26 protein-coding genes are annotated in these 24,336 nt (G+C 48.3%); 15 read left to right on the forward strand and 11 right to left on the reverse strand.

The window, feature by feature from the left end; all coding sequences use genetic code 11:
* Positions 1–70 precede the first annotated feature (70 nt).
* Entirely contained in the window at positions 71–2,074 is a 2,004-nt protein-coding gene (locus V3O24_RS12965; protein WP_331307546.1) for a hypothetical protein, read from the forward strand.
* A gap of 272 nt (positions 2,075–2,346) precedes the next feature.
* Here V3O24_RS12965 and V3O24_RS12970 read toward each other — a convergent pair whose 3' ends face one another.
* Complete coding sequence (locus tag V3O24_RS12970; RefSeq protein ID WP_331307547.1) at positions 2,347–2,484, reverse strand: type II toxin-antitoxin system RelE/ParE family toxin; 138 nt, start codon at positions 2,482–2,484, stop codon at positions 2,347–2,349.
* Positions 2,485–2,505: 21 nt separating this feature from the next.
* Positions 2,506–2,787: a type II toxin-antitoxin system ParD family antitoxin gene (locus tag V3O24_RS12975; protein WP_331307548.1), complete on the reverse strand. Its 282-nt coding sequence runs from the start codon at positions 2,785–2,787 to the stop codon at positions 2,506–2,508.
* Between the two features lie 107 nt (positions 2,788–2,894).
* On the opposite strand from V3O24_RS12975, the gene V3O24_RS12980 reads away from it, so the two are divergent.
* Both V3O24_RS12980 and V3O24_RS12985 read left to right on the forward strand, forming a co-directional pair.
* A complete protein-coding gene (locus V3O24_RS12980) occupies positions 2,895–3,158 on the forward strand; it encodes a BrnT family toxin (protein WP_331307549.1) in 264 nt (87 codons plus the stop codon).
* Positions 3,148–3,402 carry a CopG family transcriptional regulator gene (locus V3O24_RS12985; RefSeq protein ID WP_331307550.1) on the forward strand — a complete coding sequence of 85 codons (255 nt, stop codon included), beginning with the start codon at positions 3,148–3,150 and terminating at the stop codon, positions 3,400–3,402. Before V3O24_RS12980 ends, V3O24_RS12985 begins: the two co-directional genes overlap by 11 nt.
* A 64-nt stretch (positions 3,403–3,466) precedes the next feature.
* Here the strand turns inward: V3O24_RS12985 and V3O24_RS12990 are convergent, their stop codons facing one another.
* The 7 genes from V3O24_RS12990 to V3O24_RS13020 form a co-directional block, all read right to left on the reverse strand.
* Positions 3,467–4,024, reverse strand: a complete 558-nt coding sequence (locus V3O24_RS12990) for an L-threonylcarbamoyladenylate synthase (RefSeq protein ID WP_331307551.1) — start codon at positions 4,022–4,024, stop codon at positions 3,467–3,469.
* A 46-nt stretch (positions 4,025–4,070) separates the two neighbouring features.
* Positions 4,071–4,388, reverse strand: a complete 318-nt coding sequence (locus tag V3O24_RS12995) for a nucleotidyltransferase domain-containing protein (RefSeq protein WP_331307552.1) — start codon at positions 4,386–4,388, stop codon at positions 4,071–4,073.
* A complete protein-coding gene (locus V3O24_RS13000; protein WP_331307553.1) occupies positions 4,388–4,801 on the reverse strand; it encodes a nucleotidyltransferase substrate binding protein in 414 nt (137 codons plus the stop codon). The genes V3O24_RS12995 and V3O24_RS13000 overlap by 1 nt, the downstream gene beginning before the upstream one ends.
* A 288-nt stretch (positions 4,802–5,089) precedes the next feature.
* Entirely contained in the window at positions 5,090–7,402 is a 2,313-nt protein-coding gene (gene topA, locus V3O24_RS13005) for a type I DNA topoisomerase (RefSeq protein WP_331307554.1), read from the reverse strand.
* Between the two features lie 103 nt (positions 7,403–7,505).
* Positions 7,506–7,973: a DUF494 domain-containing protein gene (locus V3O24_RS13010; protein ID WP_331307555.1), complete on the reverse strand. Its 468-nt coding sequence runs from the start codon at positions 7,971–7,973 to the stop codon at positions 7,506–7,508.
* A gap of 14 nt (positions 7,974–7,987) precedes the next feature.
* Positions 7,988–9,001: a DNA-processing protein DprA gene (gene dprA / locus V3O24_RS13015; RefSeq protein WP_331307556.1), complete on the reverse strand. Its 1,014-nt coding sequence runs from the start codon at positions 8,999–9,001 to the stop codon at positions 7,988–7,990.
* A gap of 89 nt (positions 9,002–9,090) precedes the next feature.
* Positions 9,091–10,278 carry a LysM peptidoglycan-binding domain-containing protein gene (locus V3O24_RS13020; RefSeq protein ID WP_331307557.1) on the reverse strand — a complete coding sequence of 396 codons (1,188 nt, stop codon included), beginning with the start codon at positions 10,276–10,278 and terminating at the stop codon, positions 9,091–9,093.
* A 96-nt stretch (positions 10,279–10,374) separates the two neighbouring features.
* On the opposite strand from V3O24_RS13020, the gene def reads away from it, so the two are divergent.
* From def to V3O24_RS13080, 12 genes are all read left to right on the forward strand, one after another.
* Positions 10,375–10,881, forward strand: a complete 507-nt coding sequence (def, locus tag V3O24_RS13025; RefSeq protein WP_104424251.1) for a peptide deformylase — start codon at positions 10,375–10,377, stop codon at positions 10,879–10,881.
* A gap of 2 nt (positions 10,882–10,883) precedes the next feature.
* Positions 10,884–11,810: a methionyl-tRNA formyltransferase gene (gene fmt / locus V3O24_RS13030; protein ID WP_331307559.1), complete on the forward strand. Its 927-nt coding sequence runs from the start codon at positions 10,884–10,886 to the stop codon at positions 11,808–11,810.
* Positions 11,811–11,817: 7 nt separating this feature from the next.
* Complete coding sequence (gene rsmB / locus V3O24_RS13035; protein ID WP_331307560.1) at positions 11,818–13,104, forward strand: 16S rRNA (cytosine(967)-C(5))-methyltransferase RsmB; 1,287 nt, start codon at positions 11,818–11,820, stop codon at positions 13,102–13,104.
* Positions 13,082–13,702 carry a DUF4390 domain-containing protein gene (locus V3O24_RS13040; RefSeq protein WP_104424123.1) on the forward strand — a complete coding sequence of 207 codons (621 nt, stop codon included), beginning with the start codon at positions 13,082–13,084 and terminating at the stop codon, positions 13,700–13,702. Before rsmB ends, V3O24_RS13040 begins: the two co-directional genes overlap by 23 nt.
* Positions 13,684–15,831, forward strand: coding sequence for an ATP-binding protein (locus tag V3O24_RS13045; RefSeq protein ID WP_104424124.1), 2,148 nt, complete (start codon positions 13,684–13,686; stop codon positions 15,829–15,831). Before V3O24_RS13040 ends, V3O24_RS13045 begins: the two co-directional genes overlap by 19 nt.
* A 14-nt stretch (positions 15,832–15,845) precedes the next feature.
* Positions 15,846–17,207 (forward strand): sigma-54 dependent transcriptional regulator, encoded by a 1,362-nt coding sequence (locus V3O24_RS13050; RefSeq protein WP_331307561.1) that lies wholly within the window; start codon positions 15,846–15,848, stop codon positions 17,205–17,207.
* 111 nt (positions 17,208–17,318) lie between these two features.
* Positions 17,319–17,747, forward strand: a complete 429-nt coding sequence (gene rplM / locus V3O24_RS13055; RefSeq protein ID WP_104424126.1) for a 50S ribosomal protein L13 — start codon at positions 17,319–17,321, stop codon at positions 17,745–17,747.
* Between the two features lie 11 nt (positions 17,748–17,758).
* Positions 17,759–18,154, forward strand: a complete 396-nt coding sequence (gene rpsI, locus V3O24_RS13060; protein WP_331307562.1) for a 30S ribosomal protein S9 — start codon at positions 17,759–17,761, stop codon at positions 18,152–18,154.
* Between the two features lie 104 nt (positions 18,155–18,258).
* A complete protein-coding gene (locus tag V3O24_RS13065) occupies positions 18,259–18,978 on the forward strand; it encodes a glycosyltransferase family 2 protein (protein WP_104424252.1) in 720 nt (239 codons plus the stop codon).
* Entirely contained in the window at positions 18,975–19,259 is a 285-nt protein-coding gene (locus V3O24_RS13070) for a lipid-A-disaccharide synthase N-terminal domain-containing protein (RefSeq protein WP_104424128.1), read from the forward strand. Before V3O24_RS13065 ends, V3O24_RS13070 begins: the two co-directional genes overlap by 4 nt.
* A gap of 3 nt (positions 19,260–19,262) precedes the next feature.
* Positions 19,263–20,876, forward strand: coding sequence for a glycosyltransferase family 39 protein (locus V3O24_RS13075; RefSeq protein ID WP_331307563.1), 1,614 nt, complete (start codon positions 19,263–19,265; stop codon positions 20,874–20,876).
* Positions 20,877–20,966: 90 nt separating this feature from the next.
* Positions 20,967–21,704 (forward strand): zinc ribbon domain-containing protein, encoded by a 738-nt coding sequence (locus tag V3O24_RS13080; protein WP_331307564.1) that lies wholly within the window; start codon positions 20,967–20,969, stop codon positions 21,702–21,704.
* A gap of 67 nt (positions 21,705–21,771) precedes the next feature.
* Here the strand turns inward: V3O24_RS13080 and V3O24_RS13085 are convergent, their stop codons facing one another.
* Positions 21,772–22,422, reverse strand: coding sequence for a response regulator (locus V3O24_RS13085; protein ID WP_104424131.1), 651 nt, complete (start codon positions 22,420–22,422; stop codon positions 21,772–21,774).
* A complete protein-coding gene (locus V3O24_RS13090) occupies positions 22,412–24,322 on the reverse strand; it encodes a PAS domain S-box protein (protein ID WP_331307566.1) in 1,911 nt (636 codons plus the stop codon). The genes V3O24_RS13085 and V3O24_RS13090 overlap by 11 nt, the downstream gene beginning before the upstream one ends.
* Positions 24,323–24,336: the final 14 nt, after the last annotated feature.

A 24,336-nucleotide genomic window follows, 5' to 3' on the forward strand; every position in this document is an offset into this window, starting at 1 on the left:
GGCGCATCCTGTGCGCTTTTGATTGGCAGATAGATAGTTATTAAACTTCCTAAACAATTTGAGTGAACAGATGGCAGAAACTTCTAAAGTTACACCAGGTATTAATCCAAATCTAAATCTTGAACACTTTAGTGAGGAAGAGAAGAACGTTATAAAAAAACTTAGTTCAGATTGGTATATCACCAATGGTGGTGGAGTTATAAAGCTTGCCGCAACGAGTTCTTATAAATATTTTTTACTCAAACCTACACCCACTCTTCAAGAGTTATTCAATATAGAAAGGGAAATTATCGCGGTTTTCAGTGACTATAGTGACTTTGAACCAAGAACGTTAGATGCTTTTGATTATGCAATTAATAAACATCAAGAGCTCCGTATTGAAAGAGTTTGCAGTGTATTAATTAGCAGAGATAAAAATATAGAAGTAAGAATCCGTGATCTTTTAAAGAGCGATGCGGAGTATCAAATCATCGTGCCTTTTAATTTCAAGGAGATTCTAGAGAATTCTGACTCATTTTTTGTTCGCAATCGTTTTCGAGAGTATTTTTACAGTAGAGATTTATTTTCTTTTCAAGCACCTTTAAAGAAAGATCTGTATTTTTTTGGTAGAACTGATTTAGTACATACATTAGTCAATCGGCATCGCAGCAGCGAAAACGCTGGTTTGTTTGGTTTACGCAAAACTGGTAAAACATCAATTATTTTTGGAATCAGAAGAGTTATAGAAGTACAGGGTGGTGTTTCTGTCTTTATTGACTGCCAAAATCCCAGTTTTCACAAAAAACGATGGTTTTCAGCTTTGCGGTATGTCATTGATGAATTAAAGTCTCAAAACAAATTTAGTGTAAAAACATCTGACGAATCTAAGTATTCTGAGGAAGAAGCAGCTACCACATTTGAAAAAGACTTGCTTAAAATATATGGCGGAATAAAAAAGAAAAATTTTTTACTTATTTTTGATGAAATTGAGCATATTACACCTGGAATATCAGCGTCCGAGCATTGGAAAAACGGATCAGATTTTGTTTTCTTTTGGCAAGCTCTACGCTATATTTTTCAAAAGCATAATCAGCTGTTCACATACTTAATAGCAGGAACAAACCCAAAATGTGTAGAAATAGATAGGATAAACGGTGTTGATAATCCTATTTTTTGTCAAATACCATATGAGTACATTCCGTCTTTTGACGTTCCTCAGACTAGAGAGATGGTCAGAACACTCGGTCGGATTATGGGACTACAGTTTGATGAACCTATTTATTCCAAGTTAACAGAAGATTTTGGAGGACATCCTTTTTTAATAAGAAATGTTTGTAGTGTTATAAATAAACTTGTTTCTGAAGAGCAACGACCAGTTCGTATAGACAAATCTGTTTATGAGCAAGGAGTCAGGATTTTTAATGAACAATACTCTAATTATATTGAAATGATTCTTACTGTTCTAAAGGAGTATTATAATGATGAGTATGAAATGTTAAAGTATCTCGCCTTGGGTGATATGGAGATGTTTAATGGGTTTTCTAATATTTCAAAAGAATATACTAATCATTTGCTCGGATATGGCATTCTCGACAGAAACTTGGGTAGCTTTACGTTTAAGATTGAATCAATTAAGATTTTTCTGGTTGAGGCTAATAAATATAAAAAGTTAAATCTTTCAGAGAAAGAAATGCTTGCTGAAATATCTGAAAGACGAAATAGCATAGAACCTAAACTTAGAGAAATTGTTCGAAAGGGTTTGCGGCAATGTTATGGAGAAAGTGAAGCTAAAAGCAAAGTCTTAGATATATATGGCGAGAAAAGAAAAAGTAAGTATAGTCCTTATTCATATAAGGATATTTTTGACCCTAAGAAGTCAGAAATATATTTTGAGGATATTAGAAAAATAATTGAAAAAGAGTGGCAAGTTTTCGAGAATCTTTTTGGTAAAGATAAGCAATCTTTTAATGCGGCAATGCAGGCAGTCAATAAATATAGAGCAGATGCTCATGCTAAATTAGTTACAAAAGAAGAAATGGACTGTTTTAGGGTTTTTGCAACGAAATTAGAAAACTATATTAGTGAACAAGATTAAGATTATTGGTGGTTGTGGCATGACAAGAGCATGGATACTCTGTTCAAAGTCAATCTCATTTCATTGGTCTTTAGCTATCCGACAGCCGAGTAGGTAGGGCAACATCTTTTCGTTGCCCGACATTTTGACTCAGAATAAATTGGGCAAATCACGAGCTCCATGTATGACACGGACAATCTGGATACCATCCTGTACGGTGCGGCACAAAATCAAATAGCTACCCACCGAAAAATAGCGAAGTTCCGGGGCAATATCGGGCCTCAATCGTCCCATCAACGGATTATCTGCAAGCGCATGGAAGCGCTCTCGATGTCGTCAAGCACACGATCCGCGGCTCCGGGGTTATCCTGAGCGATATAAATCCATATATCAATCAGGTCTTCCTCGGCTTGTGCGGTTCGTTGAATCACAGGTATGAAAGTCTAATATTTCTAGTGCTGCTCTGTGTCTTGAGACAAAAGCCGTTGCCGGGCTTTTGCTTTAATCGCGCTCATATCGGTTAAATGACCAGGGCCGCTGTCCAGTCCGGCCTGCCAAAGGTTACGCAACTCCTCGATTTCATTCTGTTGCAAGGAACGTTTCAGCTTCCAATCGCGCAAAGCCTCGCGGATAACCTCGCTACTGTTGGCATATTCGCCGCTTTCGACGCATTGGCGAACAGCCTCCGCCATTTCAGGGGATAAAGCGATACTAAATTTTTCAACATGAGCCATGATAAGAACCTCCTGATTTCATGGTAGTAATAATTCCTTCCAATAGCAATATCTCTGGATTTTTTGCAAGCTTGTCATAAGAGTCATTTTGGTATATTTTCTATACCATGATTAAATTTGAATTTGATGAAAACAAGAGTCACTCAAATCTTGAAAAGCATGGTATTGATTTTGTGGATGCTCAGCAGCTTTGGGATGATGCTGATTTGCTTGAGATCCCGGCAAAAACAGCAGATGAACCACGTTTCTTGGTTATTGGCATGATTGCCGGAAAACATTGGTCTGGCGTGATTACATATCGAAAGGATTGCATAAGAATTGTGTCCGTTCGCCAGTCACGAAAAGAAGAGGTAGCCTTGTATGAAAGCTGATGAATTCGATAAAAAATTTGATGAGGATGGTGACATTCTGGATGCTTTGGACTTATCCAAAGCAAAGAGAACTATGCAGGATCAGAGGCGTGTGAATGTTGACTTTCCCGCTTGGATGATCGAATCCTTAGATAAAGAAGCCGACCGGATCGGGGTGACGCGTCAGTCCATCATAAAGGTATGGTTAGCTGAGCGCCTTGAAGAATTGGCTGCTAACAAAGCATTGCAACGAGCAAGTCGCTGAGTTTATTGCTTTATCACTCCAACTCAGGAGCGATGTAAAACTCCGAGCGATTGCATCTGTCGAATCAACGCAACCGCGTGCCGCTTACCGCATCATAAATCGCAGTTTCCTGTGCCAGCTCGCCGACTTTGCCGTGAACGATAAAAATATTGGAATCCACAAAGGTTTTTAGCAGTTTTCTCGATTCTTTGATGGCGGGCCGGGTCGTGGGGTTGGCGCTGGTGGATACCAGCGGGCTGCCGAATTGGGCGCATAAATCGCGGGCTATCGGGTGATTGGTTACTCTGACGGCCAAGGATTGATGTTCGCCTTTAAGCCATTTCGGAACCCAGGGCTGGGCCGGAATAACCCAGGTCACAGGGCCGGGCCAAGTGGGGGTTATGCGCTCGATGATGGTTTGGTTTAAGACGAGGTAGGGCCGCAGTTGCTCCAGGGATGAGGCGATCAGTATCAGGCCTTTCTCTATCGGGCGTTGTTTGATGTCGAGCAGGGTCATCACCGCCGCTTCGTTAAGCGGGTCGCAGCCTAAGCCGTAGACGGCTTCTGTGGGGTAAGCAATCACTGCGCCGGCCTTGAGATGACGGACGGCGTTTTTTATCTTGAATAGGGGGTGATAGGGCATTTTTTAGTTTACCGAGGCTAAGTTGCTTTTTCTTTGAACTCATTCATCACGCCATCAGTGCCTCATTCAATTCGCCGCGCCGATAAATCACTACCCCGATGCGATCAATATGGGCTTTCAAACCTTCGTGTTTCAGGCTTTCGTAATGGGTTACGTCAAACAGGTAAGGGGTGGGCAGGTTGTCCAGTGCTTCGAGCAAGTCCGCCGAGCAGTCGGTAGGGCTGCTGAAGGCCAGGTCGATGTCGGAGCCTCGTTCATAATTGCCTTTGGCGCGAGAGCCGTAAATCTTGACCCAAACAATTTCCGGATATCGCTGCAAGCAAGCCTGAATAGCCGCCAGAGTCTCCGCGCTTAAACCGAACATCAAGCCAGCCTTGCGAGCAGGTATTGATGAAGTTGCTCCAGCCCTCCCATATAACGCTGGCAAATATGGCTTACCGCTTTGAGCGCGCGGGCCTCGTCGTAAGTGTGGGCCATCAGGTTGCGGTCTTCAAGCATGTCTATCCACAGCTGGCCGTCGATGATGATGTCGTTAGCAAAAGCCTGTTTGATGACTTCCCGCGGCAGCTTCACGTCGATGCCGTTGTACTTGAGGTAGTCCTTCATGGTTTTCCATGACAGCTCAAAGGTCATTTCAAACGCCTTGATCAGCGCCATTTGGATCAAGTCATTGTTGGGAGTTTGCGCGTTGGCCTGTACGGCGTGCTGTAGCCTTTGATAAGCCGATTGCAGATTTTCGTAGCGTTGTTTCCAGCGGATGTCTTGTTGTGTGTTCATGCGATCAGTGCCTCGTTGAGTCCGTCCAGCAGCGACTCCATTTTTGCTCCGAACAGTTTGGGCTAAGTGGGTTCGTTTCCGTTTCGCGAAGCTGGAGCTTCGCCATTAGCAGTTCCCAATCTGGAGAGACTGTGAAAGTATTGTAAAAACCGGTTTAAAAAACTTTTTTCAAGTTATTGATTTTTTTAGATAATTTCTGGATTGCAAACCTAGGTTTGCACTCCAAATTCTTAATACTTTCACAGTCTCTTGAGATTGGGAACCAGCCGAGTGAGCCGGATGCCGACGCTACTTAGGCCCCAGTACATCCGCCGGATCGCCCTCATACGGCGTTGCGTATTTGCAGTCTTTTTGCGGGCAAACTTTTTCAACACCGCGCCGTTTGGTTTCCTTGACGGTCAATATAGGCCACGCGCATTCCGGGCAGCTTTCTTTGATCGGCGCGTTCCATAATGCGTAATCGCATTTCGGGTATTCCGAGCATGAATAGAATATCTTGCTGTTCCGGGACTTGCGCTTGAGAATGTTGCCCTTTTTGCATTGCGGGCACTCGACGCCGGTATCCATCGGTTTTTCCAACGGTTCGATATGCTTGCATTTGGGATAAGCGCTGCAACCGATAAATTTGCCGTAGCGTCCGGTCTTGATGACTAAAGGCGATTCGCATTTAGGGCAGACGCGGCCTTCCACGACTTCGGGCTCGTCGCCGGCGCCGCCATCGTCGTTCAGGTTCCGGGTATAGGAGCACTCGGGATAGTTGGTGCAGCCGATAAACCGGCCGTTCCGGCCTAAACGGATCGACAGCGGGCTGCCGCAATCGGGGCATTTTTCGTCGATGGCTTCCTGGGTGACATCCTTGCGCTGGACGCTTTCTTCTTTTTCCTGAATCAGCGTGGTGAAAGGTTGCCAGAAATCGCGCATTAACGGTATCCAGTCCTTTTCTCCCCGCGACACAGCATCCAGTTCGTCTTCCAGGTTAGCGGTAAAATCGTAATCGACGTATTTGGTGAAATGCTCGGTCAGGAATTTGTTGACGATTCGGCCGACATCGGTCGGGTAGAAGCGTTTGCCGTCCAGAGTCACGTATTCGCGGTTTTGCAGGGTCGAAATAATCGACGCATAGGTCGATGGACGTCCGATACCGTGTTCTTCAAGGGATTTTACCAGGCTGGCTTCGCCGTAGCGTGGCGGCGGCTCGGTGAAGTGCTGTGCGGCATTGATGTCGTTAAGCTGGACCGGGCGGCCTTCTTCCATCGGCGGCAGGAAGCTTTCCTTGTCGTCGCTCTCGTTGCTGTCGTCTTTGCCTTCCAGATAGGCGGCCATGAAGCCGGGATGGGCGATTGTGGAGCCGGTCGCCCTGAATACGTGTTTGCCGTCGCCGCAGGTCAAGTCGACGGCGACCATGTTCAGCGTCGCATGAATCATCTGGCAAGCGATCGTGCGCTTCCAGATCAGTTCGTAGAGTTTGAACTGTTCGATGCTCAGGTGCGCTTTTAGCTGGCTCGGCAAGTACCTTGGATAAGTCGGGCGTATCGCTTCGTGCGCTTCCTGGGCGTTTTTCGATTTGGTCTTAAAGACTCGAGGTTCTTTCGGCACATTTTCAGCGCCGTAGTTTTCGGCAATCAGCGCGCGAATTTCCTCGACGGCGTCTACCGACAGGTTGACCGAGTCGGTACGCATATAGGTGATCAAACCGGCAGTCTCGCCGCCTATATCGATGCCTTCGTAAAGCTGCTGGGCGACTATCATCGTGCGCTTGGTGGTGAAGCCCAGTTTGCGCGAGGCTTCCTGTTGCAGCGTCGAGGTGATGAACGGCGGGGCAGGGTTGCGTTTTTGCTGTTTCTTTTCCAGCTTGGCGACCATTAATTGGCCGTCGGCGGCATCCAGCAAGGTTTGCTTGGTTTTTTCCGCCAGCTCTTCATCGGTGATGCTGAATTGCGTGACTTTTTCGCCGTCAAACTGGGTCAGTTTGGCTTTGAAGGCTTGATCCTGCGCGGTCAATGCAGCGTCGATCGTCCAGTATTCGCGGGATTTAAATGCCTCGATTTCCAGTTCGCGCTCGACGATCATGCGTAAGGCGGGGCTTTGTACGCGGCCTGCCGACAGACCGCGGCGGATTTTTTTCCATAACAGCGGCGACAGGTTAAAGCCGACCAGATAATCCAACGCGCGGCGCGCCTGTTGGGCATTGACCAAATTGATCGCAACTTCTTCCGGGTTGGCGATGGCTTCGGTGACGGCTTTTTTGGTGATTTCATGGAACACAACCCGGTACACCGGCTTGTCTTTGAGCAGTTTTTTTTCTTTTAGCAGCTCAAGCAAATGCCAGGAAATGGCTTCCCCTTCTCTATCAGGGTCGGTCGCCAGATATAAGGCGTCCGAGGCTTTAAGGGCTTTGCTGATGGCTTGTACGTGTTTTTGGTTGCGGTCGATGACTTCGTATTTCATTGCGAAGTCATGATCCGGGTCGACAGCGCCTTCTTTGGGGATCAGGTCGCGCACATGTCCATATGAGGCCAGAACCTGAAAATCTTTGCCTAAGTATTTTTCTATGGTTTTGGCTTTTGCAGGCGATTCTACGATGACGAGATTTTTACTCATTTATTTAAAAGGATGAAAGGCGAAGGGCTAAAGACGAAGGGCGAAGGGCTAAAGGCGAAAGTGTACGTTTTTTGCCTTTAGCCCTTCGCCTTTCGCCTATTTTTTAATGCAAATAAGTTGGGATAAGGTCATACACAATATCTTCCATTCTGGAGAAGGCGATTTCCTCATCCGGTTGGCTGAGCAATACCATCAGCACGATCCATTTTAGCTTTTCCATCGATATTTCTTCGTTTTCCAGCGCCATGGCCCGGTCGATGACAATTTCCCGGTTGGCTGAGTTCAGGATGCCGCTGTTTTCAAGAAATGTGAGCAAGTTGCGGCATTCGAGATCGAGTTTGGCCTTTTCCTGAGTGCAGAAAATGCGGAATGCTGGCGAGGCGGATGCTTTTATCGCCCGTTGCAGGCTAAGCGACTCCAGCCAGTCGAAGGCTTTATTGACCTCGATTTGCTCAAAGCCCGCTTCCAACAATTCTGTTCTGACGATGTCGCTGTCCGGAAGAATTTCAATTTCATCTTCCATGTAGTTTTCGAATAAGTACATCAGGACATCAAAAATATTTTCTTTCATGGGCTCTTGGTTGGTTATTTGATTCGAGTATAGCAACCTCCGGGAGTTGCCTCTATGTAACCTTGCAGTTCCAGAATCAGTAACATTGACGAAATAACCTCGACGGATTCGTTGGCGTTTTCAACCAGCGTATCGATAGAAGTTGGGCTAAACATGACAAGATTCAATAATGTTTGTTGCTCCAGGTCAAGTGTTGATTGCATTGTCGGTGGGGTGAAATTTTCATCCTGTTGATTATATTGATTTAGTTCTTCGAGAATATCTTGGGTTGTTTCGACAAGCTTCGCCCCTTCGCGGATTAATGCGTTGCAACCGCGGGCCAGCGGGTTATGAATGGAACCGGGTATCGCAAACACTTCGCGGTTTTGTTCGAGCGCCATCCGGGCCGTAATCAGCGAGCCGCTTTGTTTGGCGGCTTCAACCACCAGCAAGCCTTGGCACAGGCCGCTGATAATGCGGTTGCGTCGGGGAAAATGGTTGGCTTTGGCGGTCGTGCCGGGCGGGAATTCCGAAATTATCGCGCCGGTATTGACGATTTCGGTGGCCAAGTCCTTATGACAGGCAGGGTAGACACGATCCAGCCCGGTTCCGGCTACCGCAATCGTATAGCCGTTGGCCTTTAATGCGCCCTGATGGCCGGCTGCATCAATGCCTAAAGCGAGTCCGCTGGTAATTACAAAACCGTATCGGCTCAGGATTTTGGCAAAGTTAAAGGCGATGTCCAGGCCTGAAGTCGAAGGGTTGCGGCTGCCTACGATTGCAATCTGCGGCAGCGATAGCAATTCAGGGTTGCCGCGCACGAACAGAATAGGCGGAGGATCGGCGATTTCCTTTAACAGCGGCGGATAGTCCGCGTCGTCGAGGGTGATTGCGCTGTTGTTGTCTTGATTCAGCCAGTTCAGGTCGTAGTCGATACGAGACCAGTCAGGATTCCTGATCGCATTGACGATGTCGCTTTTCAGGCCCAAGGCGCTCAGTGCGGATGACGATTCCGCAAATAATTGTGCGGGCGTATGACTTTCGAGCAAGCGGAGGAATGTTCGGCAACCGATTCCGGGCGTGCGTAATAGCGCAAGCCAGTATTTTATGTCTAGGCCGGTTTGTTGTGAGGTAATGTTCAGGGGGTTTGGACTTTGTCTAAGACATGAAGGGCCTGGGTCGCTTTCATGACCAGGGCGTAACTGACGCGCTCAAACGGGCGGAAAACCATCAGCGTGCCGGCGACTTCATCGGGAAGAGTAACGGTATCGCTTTTAGTCGGGCTGTAAAAATCTCTGACAACCTTGCCGCTTTTATAAATCTCCAACTCGTGTCCGGCTAAAAGGCCGTCTGTGGCGCCCTTGTTTATGACGACCACGCTATACCGGCCGATTTGGGAAACGCCGCCCAGTACACTGATAATGCTGCCTTTTACGCTTTGCTCAGGCGGACGGGGAAAATAATTTAACGCAATATCTTCCTCGGTATTGGGCATGGTCCGGTCGCCGGTGCGAATTTCTCCGGCTGCTTTGGTTACGGCCAAGGTTGCAGGGTCGCCGGTTTGTTGCAATAAGCTGTCGGCGATATATTGCGCTTCATAGCCTAGGATTTCCCCGCTTTCCGGGTCGATATAAGTTTTTCCCGGCCGGTAAATGGTGTGTGCCGGGTTTTTCGAGTCGGTTATCGAACGGACGTAAACATGGTCGCCGGTTCCCGCAATGATATGCTCGCCGGCAAAGGCGACAATATAGGGCGCATTGGCCAGTTCATCTTCACCGACTACTTTGGGCGATGAAAGGTAACTTGCTATGGTTTCGACAGGAATTAACCGGATTGCTTGTTTTAGATTGGTTTCCCGGATGCAGGGCAGTAACTTGCCATCTTCGGCGACGGCGAAGTCTTTACGTCCGTATTTATAGTCTTCTTCCCGAAGCACGCAGGGAGAATTGGAGACGGCTTGGGTTTGGGGCAGCTCGCTTCTGGAAAGACTGAGCTGCGGTTTGCCGTCGACCATCGAAAAATAAATCGTATCTCCGGGATAAATGAGATTTGGATTTTTAATCTGGGAATTGCGGCCCCATAACTCAGGCCATTGCCAGGGGTGCTTTAAAAACTTACCGGACAGTTCCCATAATGTATCGCCTTTGACGACGGTATATTGGTCGGGGTGGGACGGGTTTACTTGTATTTCATCACGGGCTGTCCATGTCCGTGCCCCTGTGGGCGCATTGCGTGCCAATCCGCTCCAGGCGGATTGGTCATCGGCCCACACGCTTAAGCTGATGAGCAGAGAAGCGACCAATCCTGTGAGTGTTCGAAAAGCCATTTGGGGTCCTGAGGAGTCTTTTTATGCTGTGTGAATTCAAAGTTTAGAGGAATTCAGATAGAATTCCAGTATTCAATTATTATAGTGGAGAGTTTGTTGAGTATTCTATCTATTCTCGAGTTTCCGGATGAGCGGTTGCGCAAGAAGGCGGCAATCGTAAAAACGGTCGATGATAACGTCAAAAAATTGGTCGATGATATGCTTGAAACCATGTACGAATCGCATGGCGTAGGATTGGCCGCAACGCAGGTCAACGTGCATCAGAGGATAGTCGTCATTGATGTTAGCGAGGAAAAGGACAGTCCGTTATGTTTAATCAATCCTGAGATTATTGAAAAAGACGGGGTTAAGGAGTCCGAAGAGGGCTGTCTTTCGGTACCCGGTTTTTTTGAAAAAGTGAACAGGGCCGAACATATCATCGTGAAAGCGCTCGACAAGGAAGGAAAGTCTTTTGAATTAAGCGCCAGGGATTTACTGGCCGTATGCGTTCAGCACGAGCTGGATCATTTGGACGGAAAACTGTTTGTTGATTATATTTCGCCGTTAAAACGGCAGCGGATTAAGAAAAAATTGGAAAAAATTCATAAAAAGGAAGTGGGTTGAGTATGAGGATTATTTTTGCCGGAACGCCTGAGTTCGCCGTGCCTTGCTTGCAAGCGTTGCTGGACTCCGAGCACGAGGTTTGCGCCGTATACACCCAGCCCGACCGTCCGGCGGGCCGGGGCCGCAAGTTGCAGCCAAGTCCGGTCAAGGAACTGGCGGTAACTGCCGGAATCCCTGTTTATCAGCCGCTTACGATGAAGACCGCCGAGGACTTGCAGCAGATTCGTGCATTGAATGCCGATTTGATGGTCGTGGTCGCTTACGGCGTGATTTTAACGCAAGACGTTCTGGATGCGCCCAAGCTGGGCTGCATCAATGTGCATGCGTCATTGCTGCCGCGCTGGCGCGGAGCCGCGCCGATTCAGCGGGCATTGATGGCCGGTGATCAAAAGACTGGCGTGACCATCATGCAGATCGTGCGCAAACTCGATGCCGGCGATATGCTGCATAAGGAAGAATGCGAAATCGGCCTGGCCGATACGGCCGGCGATTTGCATGACAAATTGGCTGCGTTGGGCGCAACCGGACTGTCTAAAGTGCTGGCGCAGATAGAGGCCGGAACCGTTCATCCCGAGCCGCAGGACGAGGCGCTGGTGACCTATGCCGAAAAACTGGAAAAAAGCGAAGCGGCTATCGACTGGACCCAACCTGCTGCGGATATAGCGCGAAAAGTAAGAGGCTTGAATCCGTGGCCTGTCGCGCAGACGCTTTATCAAGGCAATGTGTTGCGCATTTGGCGGGCGGCGGAAGCGGATGATTCGTCCATACAGCTGGAACCCGGCACCGTGCGTTGTGCCGATAAACAGATGGACGTGGCGACCGGCTTCGGCTTTTTAAGGTTACTGGAAGTGCAGTTGCCGGGCGGAAAACGTATGCCTGTCCAGGCTTTTTTGAGCGCTCACGACGTTAACGGAGTACAACTAGGTTGAACACCCGGTGAATACACGATTAGTCGCGGCCCGGGTATTGTCCCGTGTTTTGCAAGACGGACAGTCTTTAACCGCCGCCTTGGATAATGCTTTTTCGGCCATAGAATCAGGTAAAGACCGGGCTTTCATTCAAGCGCTGTGCTATGGCGTTTGCAGGCAATTTCACCGGCTGGACTTTATTTTAAGTCAATTACTGGATAAACCGCTAAAAGATGCCGACGTTAAGGCGCTGGCTTTGGTGGGTTTGTACCAGCTTAAATTCATGCGGGTAAAGCCCCATGCGGCAGTGTCCGAAACGGTTTTGGCCGCGCGCAAAAAACCGTGGGCCAAGTCGCTGATCAATGCGGTGCTCAGAACCTATCTGCGCGAGCAGGAAGGACTTGAACATAAGGCTGATAAATTCCAGGTCGCAGCGCTGAGTCATCCCGATTGGCTGATCAAGCAAATTGAGCGGGATTGGCCGGAGCAGGCGTTAAATATTTTCTTGGAAAACAACCGGCAACCGCCGATGGTGTTACGGGTCAATCTGGCGAAAACCAGCCGCGAAAGTTATCTGCAACGACTAACAGGGCAGGATGTAGCGGCCCAAGCCGTCAGCTTTTGTCCGTCGGCGATCAGGCTGGACAAGCCGGCGCCTGTGGAGTTGCTGCCCGGCTTTGCCGACGGGCTGGTTTCCGTCCAGGATGCCGCCGCGCAACTGGCGGCCGGATTGCTGGATGTGCGGCCGGGACAACGGGTGCTCGATGTGTGCGCCGCGCCGGGTGGAAAAGCGGCGCACATTCTTGAAACTCAACTTCAGCTGAAAGAGTTGGTTGCTGTCGATATAGACGGGGCCAGAATGCAGCGGGTCAGCGAAAATTTGCAGCGTTTAAACCTGCAAGCCAAACTGGTCGTCGGCGATGCGGCAAAGCCCGAAGAGTGGTGGGACGGCCAGCTGTTCGACCGGATTTTACTGGACGCGCCGTGTTCGGCCTTGGGCGTTATTCGCCGTCATCCCGACATTAAATTATTGCGCAGAGCCGAGGATATTGGGCAATTGCAGGTTTTGCAAAAATCCATCCTGCAAGCCGTCTGGCCGCTATTAGCGCCCGGCGGGTTATTGCTCTATGCGACCTGCTCCATTTTGAAGCAGGAAAACGAGCAACAGGTCCAAGCTTTTCTAGCCGGGCGCAACGATGCGGTCGAGTCGCCTATAGAGGCAGACTGGGGGAGCGCCGGAGCATGCGGGCGGCAGATTTTTACCGGTGAATCGGCAATGGACGGGTTTTATTATGCGCGCATCGGCAAACAATAAGTCTTTATTGCTGTATTGTTTTTTGGTCTGGCTGCCGCCTGCTTTAGGTCATGCCGACACGCCTGTCCCGAGCACATCCGAAGTGCCTGTCCTGAGCCGAGTTGAAGGGTTCGGCGTGGTGGTGAAAAATGCCGAGATTGCTTTGCAAGGCGATAGCTATGTGTTGGCTGCGGATATAGATTATCAGCTTAGTCCACGGGCAAAGGAGGCGTTGCAAAACGGTGTGCCTTTGTATTGGGATATACATGTCAAGACGCAACAGCATCGCGATTTTTTTTGGGACAAGACGCTGAGTAAGTCCGCTATACGTTACCGCATTCAGTATCACGCGTTGTTGAATATGTACCGGGTCAGGAATGAGGGCGGCGGGGAGATATATAATTTTTCCACGCTGTCTGCGGCGCTTGATCTGATGTCAACGATACGTGATTTTCGCGTAATGGATAAGGCGTTTTATGAGTCGGGAAAGCGCTATGCGGTAGGCATAAAAGTAACGCTGGACCGGGACGCTCTGCCTTTACCGCTCCGCCCGGTCGCCTATGCTAACCCTCAATGGTACTTATCCAGTGATTGGACATTATGGCCTTTGACAAAATAAAACCCCCCGTCAGTCTATCCATATTAGCGCTGTTTGGCCTGATTTTGCTGTTGCTGCAGCTGATGAGTTCGGCAACGCAGGAATCTTCAGAACTGAGCGCGATGTATTCATGGCTGTTGTTGGTCAACGCGCTGGGTTCGGTGGTGTTGTTGGGACTGGTTGGGGCCAATATTTATTCTCTGGCGCGGCAGTTAAAAAAACGCGAGGCGGGGTCGAGGCTGACCACGCGCATGGTGTCGCTGTTTGTTGTATTGGCTTTGGCTCCTGCGGCTATTGTGTTTTATTTTTCGATGCAGTTTCTGCATCAGGGGATCGATAGCTGGTTTAATGTCGAAATAGACCGGGCGATGGAGGATGCGCTGGAGTTGAGTCAGGCATCGTTAGATCAGCGGATGCGCTGGCATTTGCGGCAAACGCAGCAGTTGACCGGGAAGTTGGTCGAATCGTCGGAAACCCAGGCGACGTTGGAAATAGAAAATTTGCGTCAACTTTCCGGGGCCTCCGAGATGACGCTGTTCTCCCGGCAAGGCAGGATTATTGCATCAAGCAGCATCAATCCCAGCGATATTTTGCCGAGTTTGCCGGATGAACATATCTGGTTGCAGCTGCGGCAGAATGCGGAATATGTCGCCTTGGCGCCGGTGCGCGAGGATGAATTGATGATCCGGGTTATCGTCGCTATTAAGTCAAAAGAGCCGCAATATTTGCAGGCTTTATATCCGGTGCCGGTAAGAATCGCCGATTTGGCCGACTCGGTCGAATTCGCCTTTGTGCGTTACCAGGAGATGCATTTTTTAAGGCACTCATTAAAGTTGAGTTTCTCCCTGGCCTTGTCGCTGGTTTTGTTGATGAGTTTATTGGCGGCTATCTGGGTGGCCTTTATCAGTATCCGTAATATTATCGCGCCGGTAAAGGCGCTGGTTAAGGGGACGCAGGCGGTGGCTTCAGGGCATTACGACCAGGAACTGCCGGTCATTGCCCAGGATGATTTGGGCTTTCTGGTGGAGTCTTTTAATGAAATGACGCACCGTATCGCCAGAGCCAGCGATGAAACCCGGATGGCCGGTATTGAGGTGGAAAACCAACGGGCTTATCTGGAAACGATATTGGCGAATTTAACGGCCGGCGTGATCAGCTTTGATGCGGGCCATAAGATACGCACGGCGAATCAGGCGGCTTACAGGATTTTCCATATTCATGTGAATCAGTTTGTCGGGCGGACTTTGCTGGAATTGGTCCAGGGTTATGCAGAATTGGCCGAGCCGTTAAAATCGATTCAGCGCTTATTGGAGCAAGCCGACGATATATGGCAGCAGCGGATCGCCTTTTTAGGCCCTAATGGCCGGCAGGAATTGTTGTGCCGAGGCACGCCGCTGTTTTCCCAGGAAGGTTACCGGGTCGGGGCGGTGGTGGTTTTTGACGATGTAACCGACCTGATTCAGGCGCAAAAAAACGCAGCTTGGGGGGAAGTGGCGAGAAGGCTGGCTCATGAAATCAAGAATCCGTTAACACCGATACAGTTATCGGCGGAACGCTTGCAGCACAAGCTGGCTGACAAGCTGAACGACGTTGACGCGGGTATGTTGCAGCGCTCAACCACCATCATCGTGCAGCAGGTTGAGGCGATGAAGGAAATGGTCGATGATTTTTCGGAATACGCCAAGCCGTCCAAGAAACAGACCGTGGATATCGATTTGCCCGCATTGGTTCAGGAAGTGTTGGCGCTTTATGCGCTAAAGTCGGGGGTCAAATTTAAAGCCGATTATGATACCGGTTTGTTGATGATTAAGGGGGATCCGGTTAGTATCAGGCAAGTGCTGCACAACTTGATAAAAAATGCGCTGGAAGCGATAGATGCTAATGGCGTGATTGAAATAAGCCTGCACCGGGTGCAGAAAAATAATACCGATTTTATCGAAATAGCGCTTTACGATGACGGGCCGGGCATTAAAGACGAGCAAATCGAGCAAATCTTCGAACCTTATGTAACCACCAAGGCCAAGGGAACCGGCTTGGGATTGGCGATAGTCAAAAAAATAATAGAAGAACATGGCGGTGCGATATGGGTCGACACCAGCCGTAAAGTGGGAGCTGGATTTATTATCCAGTTTCCGGCGTGTAATTTTTGAGATGTCGTAAAGTTATGAATGCACACATACCACGTATATTGGTTGTAGATGATGAGCCTGACATTCGCCGCTTGGTCTGCGAAATTCTTGAAGATGAGGGCTATCAGGTTGCTACCGCAGAAAATGCCGGTGCAGCACGGGAATTAAAAAAATCCAATGCTCCCGATTTGATCCTGCTTGATATTTGGATGCCGGATACCGATGGCATTACCTTGTTGAAAGAATGGGTGGCCGAAAAAGCCCTGCTTTGTCCTGTGGTGATGATGTCGGGACACGGTTCCGTTGAAGCTGCTGTCGAGGCCACCCGGTTGGGGGCTTATGATTTTCTTGAGAAGCCGTTGTCTCTGGCAAAATTATTATTGATCGTGGAAAGGGCTTTGGAAGCCAGCAGTCTGCAAATAGAAAATGCAGGGCTTAAGCAGCAGCTGGCCGCCGATATTGAACCGGTCGGCAAGAGCGCAACCGTTGCGCGAATCAAGGATCAATTAAAGCGCTTGGCTCAGCATGACGCCAGGGTGTTATTTTCCGGTGAGGCGGGTGTTGGCAAGGAAATGTACGCGCGATACCTGCACAATAATAGCGCGCATCGGGACGGTCCCTTTGTCGACGTGGCGGTAGGCAGCATATCGCCGGAAAATTCGGCGGTCGAATTTTTCGGCAAAGAGGATGGGGGCAAGATTTACCCGGGCTTATTGGAAAGGGCGCATAAGGGAACGCTGTTTTTAGGTGAAATCGGCGGCATGGATAAGGAAACCCAACTGAGATTGCTTGGCGCTTTGGAATCAAGTTCGTTTTTGCGGGTCGGCGGCAGCGAGGCGGTTCGCGTCGATGTCCGTGTGGTGGCCTCAACCCGGATCGCTCTGGATGAGGAGGTCAAGGCCGGACGGTTTCGGCAGGACTTGTATTATCTGCTGAATGAGGTCTCGCTGGATATTCAACCGCTTCGGGAGCACAGTGAAGATGTGCCGGCGTTACTGAGTTTTTATGTCGATTATTTCGTCAGTCAGGATCGATTGTCTTTTCGGAAATTTTCGATGGCGGCGCAAAACTTTTTGCGCAACTACAGCTGGCGTGGCAACGTTCGGGAATTGAAAAACCTGGTGCAGCGCTTGATGATTTTGGGTGCCGGGGAAGATATAGAGTTGGATGAGGTGAAGGCAGCGTTAGGGTCGGTCATGAGCGACACCGGTACATCTCAAACAGTGCCTGAGTTTTTTAATTTACCGTTAAAAGAGGCCAGGGATCATTTTGAGAAGTCCTATCTGGAATATCATTTTGAAAGAACCGGCGGCAGTGTGGCAAAATTATCGGCCGCAGTAGGCATGGAACGGACACATCTTTATCGCAAATTACATTCGTTGAATATAAAATTATAAATATAAAGCATCGCCCTTGAATATAAATCATAAATAAACTTGAAAGATATGGTAATCCTTAGTAAAATTTCGCTCTTTATATTGAGCCTTTAACAGAAAGCCTAAGCAACGATGAAAACATTTAGTGCAAAGCCAGCAGAAGTTAAGCGTGATTGGTACGTGGTCGATGCAGAAGGAAAGACGCTTGGTCGTCTTGCTTCTGAAATTGCGCTTCGTCTTCGCGGTAAACATAAACCAGAATACACACCGCATGTTGATACCGGTGATTACATTATTGTAGTGAATGCAGAGAAGATAGGCGTTACCGGCAATAAAGAACAAGATAAATTGTATCAGCGCCACACAGGTTATATCGGTAATCTCAAAACCGTTACCCTGGGTAAATTAAGAAAAACTTTCCCTGATCGTATTCTTACTACAGCAGTTAAAGGTATGTTGCCTAATAATCCGCTGGGTCGTGCAATGTTCAAGAAATTGAAAGTTTATGCAGGTCCTGAACACGATCATCAGGCTCAACAGCCACAAGTATTAGAATTATAAGCGGGTAGATCATGGTAGCAGCAGCTCAGTACTACGGAACAGGTCGTCGTAAATGTGCAATAGCACGCGTTTACGCAACGTCAGGTACCGGAAAAATCACTATTAACACAAAAACTCTCGAAGAATATTTTGGTCGCAAAACTGACCAGATGGTTTCTCGCCAACCGCTGGGTTGTGTTGACATGGAAGGTAAATTCGATATTAACGTGATCGTTAAAGGCGGCGGTCCGTCAGGTCAGGCCGGCGCTATCCGTCACGGTCTGACGCGTGCGCTGATGGCATACGATGAAGCTTTGCGTCCAGCACTTAGAAAAGCCGGTTATGTTACCCGCGATTCACGTATTGTTGAGCGTAAAAAAGTCGGTTTACACAAAGCCAGAAAGCGTCCACAGTACTCGAAACGTTAATCGATTACTTCATTATGAGGTAACTCGCGTTACGCATATGGAAATAAAAAGGGCTGCATTCCTAGGATGTGGCCTTTTTTTATGGGCATTTAAAAGGGGGAGCTGTGAAGATCTCGATTGTTGTTCCTGTTTATAATGAAGCTGATAATATCGTTTCTTTAATTGAAGAGATTGTTACAGCAATGAATCAGGCTGAAGCCTATGAAATCATCTATGTCGATGACGGCAGTAATGACGGCACTGCGACAGTTTTAAGGCAGACGCAACAACATATCAAAGTTCTGAGAGTGATTCGACACCAACAAAGCTGCGGGCAAAGCGCGGCCATTCATACCGGAGTAAAGGCGGCAAACTATTCTTGCATCGCAACGCTGGATGGTGACGGACAAAATGATCCGGCTGATATTCCCCGGTTGCATGAGATATTGATGCAACAAAGAAAAATCAACAGCAATTTATGGATGGTGGCCGGGTGGAGAAATAGACGTCATGATTCCGCCTGGCGGCTTTTTTCATCGAAAGTGGCTAATGCCGTTCGTTCCCGCCTGTTAGGGGATAATACGCCGGATACCGGTTGCGGATTAAAGGTGTTTTTAAGAGATAAGTTTCTGACTTTACCGTATTTTGATCATATGCACCGCTTCTTGCCTGCACTGGTTTTAAGGGCGGGTGGACAAGTTATTTCCGAGCCGGTTCGGCACAGAGTCAGGGTGCATGGCTATTCGAAATACGGTACCTTAGACCGGCTTTGGGTAGGAATTGCCGACATATTAGGCGTGATATGGCTGCAGAGGCGGGCAAAATTACCGGAGGCAAGTGAGTGAATTTAGATAAAGATGGCGTGTGGCTTGTGATAGGTTTTCTGGGACAGGCGCTGTTTTCCGCTCGGTTTATAGTGCAATGGCTGAAGAGCGAGCGCGAGAAAAAAAGCGTCTTTCCTATCGCTTTCTGGTATTTCAGCATCGGCGGCGGTGTTACCCTGCTGGCTTACGCGGTTTACCGGCAGGACCCGGTTTTTATCGTGGGGCAACTTAGCGGTCTGTTTATTTATCTTCGGAACCTGTATTTCGTGATCCACGAGCGTAAAAATTTAAATCTGGAATAAACGATGTATCGGTTGCTGCCCGGCTGGCTTTGGCTTCTCCTTCTTTGGGGTGTTTTGATTGCCGTCAGCCTTTACGTCCGGCCGTTATTCCCGATTGATGAAACCCGGTACGCCGCCGTTGCGTGGGAAATGTGGCTTAGAAATGATTTCCTGGTCCCCTATTTAAATGGCGAGGTTTACAGCCACAAACCGCCGTTGTTATTCTGGTTGATGCAACTCAGCTGGCGGCTGTTTGGCGTTAACGACTGGTCGCTACGCCTGATTTCACCGCTTTTTTCCTTGGCAACATTATTTTTATCCGGCGCCGTGGCCCGTACATTATGGCCTGAACGCAAGCGGATTGAAGCGCTTACGCCGTTGCTTTTGCTGGGGTTGTCTTTTTGGCTGGTCTACAGTACCTTGACCATGTTCGATATGATGTTGGCGTTTTTTGCCTTACTGGGCGTCTACAGTCTGTTAAAACTCGCCGAATCGCGTTTATCTTTAAAGTACTGGGCTCTGTTAGGAATAGCCATCGGCGGCGGCGCTCTTAGCAAAGGTCCGGTGATTCTGCTGCATATTTTACCTGTCGCATTACTGGGGCCGTGGTGGTTGAAAACGACTGGTTTTCGCTGGAAACATTGGTATTTGGCGCTGGTCTCTGCCGTTTTAATTGGGGCCGCAATCGCATTGTGTTGGGCAATACCGGCCGGTATTGCCGGAGGTGAGGACTATAGAAAGGCGATTTTTCTGGGGCAGACCAGCGGGCGACTGGTCGAGTCTTTTGCGCATCGCCTGCCGTGGTGGTGGTATTTGGAGATTTTGCCGTTATTGTTGCTGCCCTGGCTGCTTTGGAAGCCTTTATGGGTAGGATTACGCAAGCTCACGCATCAGGATTCGGGTATCCGTTTTTGTCTGGTCTGGGCTATACCTGTTTTTATCGCATTTTCCCTGATCAGCGGTAAGCGCATCCATTATTTATTGCCGCTGATTCCGGCTTTGGCCTTGATATTGGCGCGGGCAGTAGATGAGTTAACTGAACCTGAGCGTTGGCAGCGAGGCCACATTATTGTCATGGCGGTTTTCGGATTGCTGGGTGTGGTATTCATGTTGTTGCCGTGGATAAAGGGTGTTTACCCACGGCAGTCCGAGTTATCGCTAATCTCGCCGATGTGGGGCGGCCTGCTGGTTATCAGCGCGGTCGTTTTGGCGGTCATTAGGGCAAAGGAACTACAAGATTCGGTTTTATACATTTGCGTCGCGTCGGTTATCGCGTTAACAACCGTGTCCGGCGGCATTTTTTCAGTTAAAGCCGACCGTTACGATACCAAAATCGCGGCCCGGACAATTGCCGCTTTAATGGATCAAAACAGAGCTGTTGCTTTTTACGGCAGCAAGTATCACGGCCAATATCAATTTGCCGGGCGTATTAAACAGCCGATTACCGTCATACCGGGTTTCGCCGAGTTGTACGCTTGGGCAAAGCAGCATCAAACCGGCTATATCATCGTGACATATAGCGATGCAGAGGCATTGTCCCCATCGTTGATCAGTTACCACTATCTGTTCAGGGGGCAAAATGTAGGCTTGCTTTCCTGCCGGGTGTTGTTGGCGAATTCCGCCTCAGTGCCGTTCTGAAACCATAGATTTGAAGTATCCACAAAACCGCGTAAAAACGCCTTATACACAAAAAATGAACGAATTTAACCATTGTTTATCAGGTCAATCATGAACTGTCCGAAGTGCCACGGTAAGCGGCATCTGCAAAGTGAAGTCTGCCCTCATTGCGGCATCGTCTTTCAGAAATATTTAAAATACCATCCTGAACAAACGGGGCAACGGCTTATTCAGCCGCCCATTGTGACGTTATCTGAAGAATATGGAGCCAAGACGTCGATGCGTAATCTGTTGCACGAGACGCAGCAATGCACGTTGGCCTGTTTGATCGGCAGGTCGATTATTCTTTTGGGTCTGATTATTTGGAGTTGGCGGCTTATCGGGCCATCAATCGAAAGCAATGCAGCCGGGACCTCTTTTTTACATCAGGTCAATCTGCCTTTTCATGAAGCGGGACATATTGTTTTCAGACCGTTCGGCGCATTTATCACCTCATTGGGCGGTACGTTGGGACAATTGTTAATGCCGACCCTATGCATGGTCGTGTTATTGGTCAAAACACGCGACCCTTTTGGCGCGTCGGTAGCCTTATGGTGGGTCGGTGAAAATTTTTTGGATGTTGCGCCGTATGTGAACGATGCTCGAGCCGGACAATTGCCGCTATTGGGCGGTAATTTCGGTCATTCGTCCCCCTATGGTTTTCACGATTGGCAATATCTTTTGACTGAGTCCGGTCTTTTGCAATACGACCATGCCCTGGCTAAAACAGTGTTTGCGACAGGGGTTGCAATCATGCTGCTGGCGCTGTTGTGGGGCGGGCGTTTACTGGTTAATCGGTATAGGCGCTAAGCTCCCCGTCCAGGCTGAGCTTATCGAGACGTTAGCGTATTCTGCAAAGTTGGTTTCGCGCCTTTTCTTAACGGAATATTTCAGCCTTTGAGCGGCTGCTTGGCGTTTCGCAATACATGACCATTGTTATCAGTTCGGCAATGTTTTCCGCCTGCATTTTTTCCATGATACTCGCCCTGTGTACGTCCACAGTGCGATTGCTGATATTAAGTATTTTTGCCGATTCCTTGTTGGAATGGCTTTTGACTATCAGGCTCAGCACCTCTTTTTCCCTGGCCGTTAAATGATTAATGCGTTCTTGTATGAGGTTTTTTTTGGTAAATTCCTCTCTGAATGCAAGATCCTTTTCAATGGCCTCATTGATCCGTTCCAGTAATACCGCGTTATCAAACGGTTTTTCCAGAAAATCGACGGCGCCCGCTCTAAATGCTTTTGCCGAGTCGGCAATATCGGCATGGCCGCTGATAAAAATGATAGGAATGTTAATATCTCTTTTCGATAATTCGTTCTGAAGCTCGTGGCCTGTCATTAACGGCATTCTAACGTCCAACAGCAGGCATCCAGGCTGTTCAGGGTCATAATTATTTAAAAAGGCTTCGGCGGATTCAAAGCTCCTGACCGCTTGCCCCGTTGATTCAATTAGAAGCGTTAGCGAGTCGCGTATCGAGAATTCATCGTCAACTAAATAGACTATCGGTGTTGGTTTATTAACGCCCATTAGGTTGGTTCCGTGTTGGTAGAGTGAAATAAAAAGTAGCGCCTTTCCCAGGTTCGCTATCGAAATTCAATGTGCCCTCATGGGCTTCGACAAGCGAGCGACTGATCGATAGTCCCATGCCCATGCCGTTTGTCTTAGTGGTATAAAAAGGCGTCAATATCTTTTGTCGTTGCTCTTCATCAATGCCGGGTCCATTGTCTTTTACCCTGATCTGTATGCCATCATTCAACGTTAGTCGGCTATGGATTGTTAACTGCCGTTGCTGCTTTGCAGGTAGGTTTTGCAAGGCTTCGATGCTATTTCTGATCAGGTTTATGATGACCTGTTCTATTTGGACATGATCGACATAGATGGGCGGCAGATTATTTTTCAGTTCAAATATCAGCTTTATGCCGTTTTGTTTGAGTTCATCGGTGCATAGACTGACGGCTTCATGAATCAAGCAATTAACGTCGGCGGTTGAACGATGTTTGGAATGGGACTTGACGAACTCCCTCATGCGATGAATGATCTGTCCGGCCCTCAACGCCTGTTGCTGGGTTTTGTGTAATATCTCGATGAGCTTTGCCAGATCGGGATTTTCAGCGTTAATAAGGTTTAAGCTGGCTTGGGCGTAACTGGAAATCGCTGACAGGGGTTGATTAACCTCATGGGCAATGCCTGAAGCCATTTCTCCCATCAGCCCCAGGCGAGTGACATGGGCGAGTTCGTCCAGGTGTTCCTTGTCCTGCTGTTCCCGGTATTTGCGTAGACTCACGTCACGCACAATATTGGTAAAATAGTGCGCATTATCGATTGAAAACTCTGCTATGGACAGGTCTAGCGGCACGATAGAGCCATTTTTGTGTATACCTTCAATCTCCCTGATTTGGCCGACAGATTCGAACGTGGAAGGCAAGCAACAATGATTCGTTTCTTTCGGCGATGACCGCATCAGTTTGCTAATGTTGTAACCGACCAGCTCCTGGGGTTTATAGCCGAAAATAGTTTCTACTGCGGCGTTAGCGGAGACGATGATGTCGGACGTGTTAACCGTGATAATGCCTTCGACAGAGGCATTAAAAATAGAGTTGAGTTTGGCTTCCCGTTCCACTAACTGATGTCTGGAGCGGCGCAGTTCTTCAACTTTTTTCATTAAACTCAGGTTGCTTGCAATCAGTTGGTTGGTTTGTTTGCGAATCGTTTCTTCCAATTGTTCATTAAGACGGGCAATGGTGTCTTGCGCCTGTTTGCATTCGTTTATGTTGTTAATGGCCAAGCATATTTGCAGTGAGTTTTTATCGTTGCAAACGACCCTTGCGTAGCATTCAACATAAGTTGATATGCCGTTTTTATCCTGTGATTGCGGCGAGTTTGTGCAAAGTTGAAAGTATTGGCATTTTGACTGAGTCGGCGACCTACTCGAATCATTGATGCCGGTGTTAAAGGTTTGGCCGGTGTTTAGGGTTAAAAGGCTGCGGAGAAACAAGTAATAATTATCCTGGTCCGAAGGATGAACAAATTCTCCAAATCGCTTGTTGATAAGTTCCTGTTTTGTATGCCCCAGCAGGGTTGACGCCGCAATATTGGCTTTTTGGATGATTCCGGTTTCATTTAGAGTCAGATAACCAACAGGCGATAAGTCATAAAGCAGGGCATAGTTATCACGGGAAGCTGTCAACTCCAGATGAGCTCGGTTTAATTCCTCGTTCTGCATTTTCAGCTCTATTTGCTGAACCTGAAACTCAAACAGCAGTTTTTGAATGTCTTCGGTGGACATTTTTGCAATATCTGCTTTGGAGTGGCGGAGCATGCTTTCTGCCTGTTTCAGGATGGCTTCACTGTGTTGACTTAGAAAAGAACCTGCTGGGCCGCCGTTAACGTTTTTAGCATTCAGGTCTCTGATCAGTGATTTGTTCATAACCAGTATCCGTT

It is taken from the genome of Methylobacter sp. Wu8 (genome assembly GCF_036440755.1).
Classification (GTDB): domain Bacteria; phylum Pseudomonadota; class Gammaproteobacteria; order Methylococcales; family Methylomonadaceae; genus Methylobacter_A; species Methylobacter_A tundripaludum_A.

Coding starts and splice junctions, on each gene's coding strand:
- V3O24_RS12965 (WP_331307546.1), top strand. CDS start 71: ATGGCAGAAACTTCTAAAGTTACACCAGGTATTAATCCAAATCTAAAT.
- V3O24_RS12975 (WP_331307548.1), bottom strand. CDS start 2,787: ATGGCTCATGTTGAAAAATTTAGTATCGCTTTATCCCCTGAAATGGCG.
- V3O24_RS12980 (WP_331307549.1), top strand. CDS start 2,895: ATGATTAAATTTGAATTTGATGAAAACAAGAGTCACTCAAATCTTGAA.
- V3O24_RS12985 (WP_331307550.1), top strand. CDS start 3,148: ATGAAAGCTGATGAATTCGATAAAAAATTTGATGAGGATGGTGACATT.
- V3O24_RS12990 (WP_331307551.1), bottom strand. CDS start 4,024: ATGCCCTATCACCCCCTATTCAAGATAAAAAACGCCGTCCGTCATCTC.
- V3O24_RS12995 (WP_331307552.1), bottom strand. CDS start 4,388: ATGTTCGGTTTAAGCGCGGAGACTCTGGCGGCTATTCAGGCTTGCTTG.
- V3O24_RS13000 (WP_331307553.1), bottom strand. CDS start 4,801: ATGAACACACAACAAGACATCCGCTGGAAACAACGCTACGAAAATCTG.
- topA (WP_331307554.1), bottom strand. CDS start 7,402: ATGAGTAAAAATCTCGTCATCGTAGAATCGCCTGCAAAAGCCAAAACC.
- V3O24_RS13010 (WP_331307555.1), bottom strand. CDS start 7,973: ATGAAAGAAAATATTTTTGATGTCCTGATGTACTTATTCGAAAACTAC.
- V3O24_RS13020 (WP_331307557.1), bottom strand. CDS start 10,278: ATGGCTTTTCGAACACTCACAGGATTGGTCGCTTCTCTGCTCATCAGC.
- fmt (WP_331307559.1), top strand. CDS start 10,884: ATGAGGATTATTTTTGCCGGAACGCCTGAGTTCGCCGTGCCTTGCTTG.
- V3O24_RS13040 (WP_104424123.1), top strand. CDS start 13,082: ATGCGCGCATCGGCAAACAATAAGTCTTTATTGCTGTATTGTTTTTTG.
- V3O24_RS13045 (WP_104424124.1), top strand. CDS start 13,684: ATGGCCTTTGACAAAATAAAACCCCCCGTCAGTCTATCCATATTAGCG.
- V3O24_RS13050 (WP_331307561.1), top strand. CDS start 15,846: ATGAATGCACACATACCACGTATATTGGTTGTAGATGATGAGCCTGAC.
- rplM (WP_104424126.1), top strand. CDS start 17,319: ATGAAAACATTTAGTGCAAAGCCAGCAGAAGTTAAGCGTGATTGGTAC.
- rpsI (WP_331307562.1), top strand. CDS start 17,759: ATGGTAGCAGCAGCTCAGTACTACGGAACAGGTCGTCGTAAATGTGCA.
- V3O24_RS13075 (WP_331307563.1), top strand. CDS start 19,263: ATGTATCGGTTGCTGCCCGGCTGGCTTTGGCTTCTCCTTCTTTGGGGT.
- V3O24_RS13080 (WP_331307564.1), top strand. CDS start 20,967: ATGAACTGTCCGAAGTGCCACGGTAAGCGGCATCTGCAAAGTGAAGTC.
- V3O24_RS13085 (WP_104424131.1), bottom strand. CDS start 22,422: ATGGGCGTTAATAAACCAACACCGATAGTCTATTTAGTTGACGATGAA.
- V3O24_RS13090 (WP_331307566.1), bottom strand. CDS start 24,322: ATGAACAAATCACTGATCAGAGACCTGAATGCTAAAAACGTTAACGGC.